The following is a 5,879-nucleotide window of genomic DNA, read 5'->3' as shown; positions in this document are numbered from 1 at the left end:
TTATCGAAGGATGAGGCGATAACGCCGATATATTCCCCTCTTTCGGATATGCAACAGCCGCACCGCGTACCGGAAACAGTGCCTGCTATGCCACAGCAGGCGGATGTGTCTCTGCCGGGGGATGGCGACCTCAAGGCATCAGTTCCGCGATCATCGTCACAGCCCCCCGATAGTAGCGATATCGGGCAAGCTTCCGTTCCGCCCCCATTGGCGGGCAAACGTTTTAATGAATGGCGCTGCATGGCAAAATCAGGATCTCCACCTTGGGACAAAATCATAGACAATCTTGCCGCGGAGATTAAGATGCGGCACTATTCCCGGAAAACTCTCAAGACATACGCGGATTGGAGTCGCAAGTTCCAGAGCTACCTGAGAAACAAGCCGCCTGACGAATTGTCAGCAACAGATGTCAAATCATATCTCACCTATCTTGCGGTGAACTGCAAGGTTGCAGCATCAACGCAGAACCAGGCGTTCAACGCCTTGTTGTTTTTGTTTCGGCATATTCTGAAGAAAGATTTCGGCGATCACAAGGACATTCCCCGTGCAAAGAAATCGAAGTATATCCCGGTTGTCCTTTCCCGAAAGGAAATAGACGCTGTCTTGAAACATCTGAGGCATCCCTACAATCTTGCGGTCAAATTGTTGTACGGCTGCGGGCTTCGTCTATTCGAATGCGTGAAACTGCGGGTGAAGAATTTCAATTTCGACGCCGGAATCCTTACGCTCCATGGGAAAGGCAGTAAAGACCGTACCGTTCCGATTCCACAGACAATCATGACGGAGGTGGCGGCGCAGTTTGAGGCAATAAAAAAACTTCACGATGAGGATATTGCGGCAGGCTACGCGGGTGTGTTTCTCGAAGATCAATTAGAAAAGAAATATCCGAGAGCTGCAAAGGACTTTATCTGGCAATGGTTTTTCCCGCAACAATCATTGACATTCGTGGTGGAAACGAAGGAACGTCGACGTTATCATCTGCATGAAAAGCATGTTCAGGAAGCTCTTTATAATGCTGTCCGGAGGGCAAAGCTCACGAAGCGAGTCACATCTCACACCTTCCGCCACAGTTTTGCAACTCATCTCTTGCAAGCAAATTACGATATTCGCACCATTCAGGAGATGCTGGGACACAGTGATGTCCGGACAACCATGATATATACTCATACTATAAAAAGCCAGACCGTCAAAGAGGTGAAAAGTCCGCTGGATTTCTGAGTTGCAAGGCTGTGTTCCTGAACAGCCTGCTTGTCTATACCAAAATAAGGGGTATCTTATGAAGGGTTTTATAATTGCAGGGACACACAGCGGTGTTGGGAAGACAACCATAACACTTGGTTTGATGTCTGTCATCAGGAAAAGAGGTATGATTGTCCAGCCGTTTAAGGCAGGTCCTGATTATATAGACCCGTCCTTTCATAAACTTGTTTGCGGCAGACCATCTTATAACCTTGATACATGGATTATGGGAATGAAAGGTGTTAGGGCAGCATTTACAGATGCGTCTAAAGATGCTGACATTAGCATTGTGGAAGGTGTAATGGGGCTTTTTGATGGTCATGCTGGCTGCAAAGGCTCTGGCAGCACTGCGCATATTGCAAAGATTTTAGGTCTGCCTGTAATATTGGTCATTGATGCAGGTAAGATGGCACAAAGTGCTGGCGCTTTAGTCTATGGTTTTGAGAGGTTTGACCCGAATGTCAATGGTGCAGGGGTTATATTCAACAGGATTGGAAGCGTCAGGCATTTTGAAATGATTCAGACTGCTGTTGAAAATAGGTGCAAGGCAAGGGTTCTTGGTTATATGCCAAAGGATGAAGAAATAAATTTATCTGAAAGACATCTGGGGCTGGAGATGCCAGACTCAAGACTCAAGACTCAAGACTCAAGACTTAAAAAATTAGAAGGATTGATTGAGAGGTTTGTGGATGTTGATGGGATATTAAAAATAAGTTCAAAGTTCAAAGTTCAAAGTTCAAAGTTTTTGAAACTTAAAACTCAAAACTCACAACTCAAAACTTGTATTGCTGTCGCAATGGACAATGCCTTTTGTTTTTATTATCAGGAGAATCTGGATATCCTGAAAAAACTTGGGGCAGAACTTAAATTTTTCAGCCCGCTCGGAGATAAAAGACTTCCTGCAAATATTGATGGCATATATCTTGGCGGCGGCTACCCTGAACTTTTTGCAGAAAAACTTTCTGAAAATAAGTCCCTGATGAGCCAGATTAAAACCCTTGCACAAAAAGGGCTTCCCATATATGCTGAATGCGGAGGACTTATGTATCTTGGAAAATGTCTAAAGGATTTGAATGGTAAAAGATACAATATGACAGGCGTATTCCCATGGACATCAAGGATGCTTAAAAGGAGAAAGGCAATAGGATATAGAGAGGTGCTTATTCAGAACGATTGTCCATTTTTAGAAAATGGAGAGAAGGTGAGGGGACATGAATTTCATTATTCAGAGATAGATGAACCGCCGCGCAGCATAAAGAGAGTTTATCAGTTCACAGTTCACAGTGCACAGTTCACTGGTAAAGAAGGCTATCTATACAAAAACACACTTGCCAGTTATATCCATCTTCATTTCGCGAGCAGCCCAAAATTTGCAAAGGGTTTTATAAAAAAATGTAAGGAGTATAGAGATGCCAACACAGATTGAATCAGCAAGAAAAAATATCACTACAAAGGAAATGAAGGATGTTGCTAAAAAAGAGGATAAATCTCCTGAATATATTCGTGAGATGATTGCTGAAGGCAAGATAGTTATACCGAATAATACAAACCGCAAGGCAAGGCTTGTGGGTATTGGCAAGGGACTGCGGACAAAGGTAAATGCGTCCATAGGCACATCTTCTGATATTGTGGATGTCCATGCAGAGGTTGAAAAGGCAATTGCTGCGGAAACTGCAGGTGCAGATACCCTGATGGAACTCTCTGTCGGCGGTGATTTAGATGAGATAAGAAAAGAAGTCCTTGCAGCAACTAATCTGTCTGCAGGCAGTGTGCCTTTATATCAGGCATTTGCAGAGGCAATCAGAAAATATCACGACCCGAATAAACTCACAGAGGAACTCTTATTTGATGTGATTGAAAGACAATGTGCTGACGGAATTTCATTTATGGCAGTCCACTGCGGCATAAACAGACTCACAATTGAGAGGCTTAAAAAACAGGGTTACCGTTACGGAGGACTTGTGTCAAGAGGCGGTTCATACATGGTTGGCTGGATGCTGAAGAACAATAAAGAAAATCCCCTTTATGAAAAATTTGACAGGGTTGTTGAGATACTTAAAAGATATGACTCTGTTTTGAGTCTTGGCAATGGTCTTCGTGCAGGCGCTGTACATGATAGTTTAGACAGGGCACAGGTTCAGGAACTCCTCATAAACTGTGAACTTGCAGAAATCGGGCAGGATATGGGGTGCCAGATGATGTGTGAAGGTCCTGGACATCTTCCCCTTGAGGATATTGAGGCAAATGTAAGGTTGCAGAAGAGGATGAGCAGTGATGCCCCGTTTTATGTGTTAGGTCCACTTACCACTGACCTTGCCGCAGGCTATGACCACATATCAGCAGCAATAGGCGCTGCAGAGGCGGCAAGATATGGCGCTGATTTGATTTGCTATGTTACACCAGCAGAGCATCTGGCGCTTCCAAACAAGGAGGATGTTATTGAAGGGGTGAGGGCTGCAAGGATTGCCGCCCATGTCGGCGATATGGTAAAACTCGGGGCAAAGGATAAAGATATGAATATGGCAAAGGCAAGAAGGGATTTAAGATGGGATGTTCAGCAGAAACTTGGCTTTTTTGGTGAAAGGGCAAAGGAGATAAGAAACAGCAGGTACCCGGAAGAACCTGATACATGCACCATGTGCGGCAGTTTCTGTGCATTGGATAATGTCAATCAATATTTTGAGGGAGATTTAAAGAGAAAGAGATAGGGGTATGTTTTGAGTATTATATCTGCCATAAGCATAGCGCTGGATGCCTTAAGGATGAATAAGATGCGTTCAGCACTTACCATGCTTGGCATAATCATCGGTGTAGGGGCTGTTATTGCTATGATTGCTGTTGGCAGCGGTGCCAGAGTTCAGGTTGCCAAAGAGATTGAAAGCATGGGAACCAATCTTTTAATGGTCCTTTCAGGTGCTACGACCAGCGGCGGCATAAGGATGGGCATGGGCACACAGCCTACCTTAACCGCTGATGATGCAAGAACTATAAGAGAAGAGCTGTCCAGTGTTGCCTTTGCCGCACCTCTTCATTCAGGAACAGCACAGATAGTCTATGGAAATCAGAACTGGAGTACAGTAGTGCATGGCACAACCCCTGAAATATTTGAAGTCCGGGAATGGCAGACTATATCAGGAAGGGTATTTACACAAAAGGAACTGGACGGTGCTGCAAAGACTTCAGTTATTGGTCAAACTGTAGCAGAAAACCTTTTTGGGGCAGAAGACCCCATTGGAAAGATTGTAAGGATTAAAAAGGTGCCGTTTGCTGTAATAGGCATTCTTGCAAAAAAAGGACAGTCGCCTATGGGACAGGATCAGGACGATGCCATTTATGTCCCACTCTCCACCCTTCAGAAAAAGATATTCGGAACACCGTTTCCAGGGGCAGTGAGAATAATATATATAAAGGCAGTTTCTAAAGACATGCTTAATGAAGCGGAAAACGATATAAGGGAACTTTTAAGACAAAGACATCATATTATTTCAGGTAAAGAAGATGATTTCAGCATTCGTAATCTTACTGATATTATGTCAGCATCAGAAAAGGCATCCCAGACAATGGCTATACTCCTTGGTGCTATAGCATCTGTATCACTGATAGTCGGGGGTATCGGCATAATGAATATAATGCTTGTTTCTGTAACAGAAAGAACAAAGGAAATAGGTATACGGATGGCTGTTGGTGCCAAGGGCATGGATATACTGATGCAGTTCCTTATTGAAGCAGTTGTCCTTGCCTTAATAGGAGGCATGATTGGTATTTTAATTGGGATTATCGGCTCAAAGATTGTAGCATATGTGACTGGGTGGAATATCCTTATATCACTATGGTCAATATCGCTGGCATTCGGGTTTTCATCTATTATTGGTATATTCTTTGGTTTTTACCCTGCCAAAAGGGCATCAAGACTAAACCCTGTAGAATGTTTGAGATACGAATAAGAAAGATATGGACTTATTCTTTAATCCGAAATCTATTGCTGTAGTTGGCGCATCTCCTTCACAGGAAAAATTGGGTAATGTGCTGCTAAAAAGTTTAATAAAAAGGTTTAAGGGCATAGTATATCCTGTTAATCCAAAATATAAATCCATAGATGATTTAAAATGCTATGCAAAGGTATCAGATATTCGTGAGGCAATTGATGTTTCTGTCCTGATAGTCCCATCAGGTATGGTGTTGCAGGCATTAAATGATAATGTGAGTGCAGGGGTAAAAGGCGCTGTTATTATAAGTGCAGGTTTTAAGGAAACAGGCAGAAGCGGCGCCTCAATGGAGGATGAAATAAAAAATATAATCAGTAAAACAGGGATAAGGGTGATTGGACCAAACTGCATGGGTATATATGATAGTTTCTCAGGTGTTGATACATTTTTTATACCTGAAGACAGATTGCAGAGACCTCATAAGGGCGGACTTTCAATTATCTCACAAAGCGGGTCATTTGCAGTTAGTATTATGGATACACTTGCAATGGAAGGTATTGGTGTTGCAAGGGTTGTAAATTATGGAAACAGGGTTGATGTCGGCGAAAATGATCTTCTTGATTTTTTTGCAGGAGATGAAAACACAAAGATTGTTGCCTTATACATAGAGGCAGTTGAAGATGGCAAAAGGTTTATAGAGACAGAAAAAAAATG

Annotated in this window: 5 protein-coding genes; all 5 read left to right on the top strand. The window is 43.0% G+C overall.

Annotated elements, in window-relative coordinates; genetic code table 11:
• Nucleotides 1-240: 240 nt before the first annotated feature.
• The gene (locus HZC45_05900; GenBank protein ID MBI5682682.1) at nt 241-1,218 is read left to right on the top strand and encodes an integron integrase; all 978 of its coding nucleotides are present in this window, start codon (nt 241-243) and stop codon (nt 1,216-1,218) included.
• 58 nt (nt 1,219-1,276) lie between these two features.
• Nucleotides 1,277-2,665, top strand: a complete 1,389-nt coding sequence (locus HZC45_05895) for a cobyrinate a,c-diamide synthase (GenBank protein ID MBI5682681.1) — start codon at nt 1,277-1,279, stop codon at nt 2,663-2,665.
• Nucleotides 2,649-3,947, top strand: coding sequence for a phosphomethylpyrimidine synthase ThiC (gene thiC, locus HZC45_05890; protein MBI5682680.1), 1,299 nt, complete (start codon nt 2,649-2,651; stop codon nt 3,945-3,947). Before HZC45_05895 ends, thiC begins: the two co-directional genes overlap by 17 nt.
• A 54-nt stretch (nt 3,948-4,001) precedes the next feature.
• A complete protein-coding gene (locus HZC45_05885) occupies nt 4,002-5,183 on the top strand; it encodes an ABC transporter permease (protein MBI5682679.1) in 1,182 nt (393 codons plus the stop codon).
• A gap of 7 nt (nt 5,184-5,190) precedes the next feature.
• The coding region (locus tag HZC45_05880; protein MBI5682678.1) for a CoA-binding protein at nt 5,191-5,879 on the top strand (689 nt) is incomplete at its 3' end.

The sequence above is a fragment of the Deltaproteobacteria bacterium genome, from assembly GCA_016223005.1.
Lineage (GTDB): Bacteria > Desulfobacterota > GWC2-55-46 > UBA9637 > GWC2-42-11 > JACRPW01.
This window is presented reverse-complemented; position numbering and strand designations above follow the sequence as displayed.